Raw genomic sequence first — 1,214 nt, forward strand, 5'->3', positions numbered from 1 at the left:
AAAACCATAAAGAATTTATTCATTTAATATTAAAAGAGCACCCCTTTTTGGATGCTCTTCGTTATAACTATATATTATTTAATTTTCTTCATTTATTGGTACCATTTTTCCATGTTGAGAATCCGTACCTGTACCTTCTGTTCTTTCAACAGTTTTTGCATGTTTTCCAGGTTGTGATTCTGTACCTTCTTTTGTTTCTACCATTTTTCCTTCTTGAGAATCTGTACCTGTACCTTCTGTTCTTTCAACAGTTTTTGCATGTTTTCCAGGTTGTGATTCTGTACCTTCTTTTGTTTCTACCATTTTTCCTTCTTGAGAATCTGTACCTGTACCTTCTGTTCTTTCAACAGTTTTTACATCTCCTTTAGATGCTGGCACTGTATCTTTAGGTACATCAAAGTTTTTTGAGAAAGACGTTGTTCCATCTGCACTCATTGTAACCCATTGATTCGAACTATTTTCATTTGACTTTAAATTGTCCGTTTTCGCATCATCTGCACCTATTGCACCACCCGCTAATAATCCTGTACTTAAAAATGCTCCTGCTAATAATGTTTTAATCATTTTTCATTACCTCCTGTTTATTTGTAATATTCATCAAAAAAGTATCTAGAGTTAATGTTTTAGTCATTATCTTTATCTACTTGCTTTTTGATTACATTTAGCATAAGGCAAGAATCTATAGCTGATATGGACTGTATCTGGAGATTATGTAAAGAAAAATAGATGATCAATTGTATATCCTAATGGATGCTTAGACAAGATTAAAATTTTATATGAGTTTGATAGTTGAATTATCCTTTGTTTTTGAACGTAAGGTTTATGGCTGGGGCAAAACCTATTGAGGACCTAATCTTTTCTAATTTGAAAATAAACTTTTAAATATAAATTTACATAAAAAAGAAGAACAGAAAAGGCTTGGATTCTATACTTCTTCCCCCTTGAACTACCCCCACTTTCACTTCGTTTAGAAGTGAGGGATTCCTAAGTAAAGAGTTCTATCGAACTCTAATTGATTAGGCTAACCCCGCAGTCCTTGCGGTTAGAATCCTTATCGCTTCATTCTTTAGATTGATACTTGCGTTAATATCCCTATCATGGTTTGTACGACAAGAAGGACAGTCCCATTCACGTAGGTTTAGATTTTTAACGTCTTTATTTTGATATCCACAACAAGAACATAATTGGCTGGAAGCAAATGTTTTCGATACGAC

Annotated in this window: 2 protein-coding genes; both read right to left on the minus strand. The window is 33.3% G+C overall.

Translation table 11 applies throughout. The annotated features are described in order from the left end of the window. Positions 1 to 78: 78 nt before the first annotated feature. Entirely contained in the window at positions 79 to 564 is a 486-nt protein-coding gene (locus MR167_RS31460; protein WP_098838902.1) for a hypothetical protein, read from the minus strand. 452 nt (positions 565 to 1,016) lie between these two features. Beyond that, the coding region (locus tag MR167_RS31465; protein ID WP_242316228.1) for a zinc ribbon domain-containing protein at positions 1,017 to 1,214 on the minus strand (198 nt) is incomplete at its 5' end.

The sequence above is a fragment of the Bacillus cereus group sp. BfR-BA-01355 genome (genome assembly GCF_022663675.1).
GTDB lineage: Bacteria > Bacillota > Bacilli > Bacillales > Bacillaceae_G > Bacillus_A > Bacillus_A thuringiensis_S.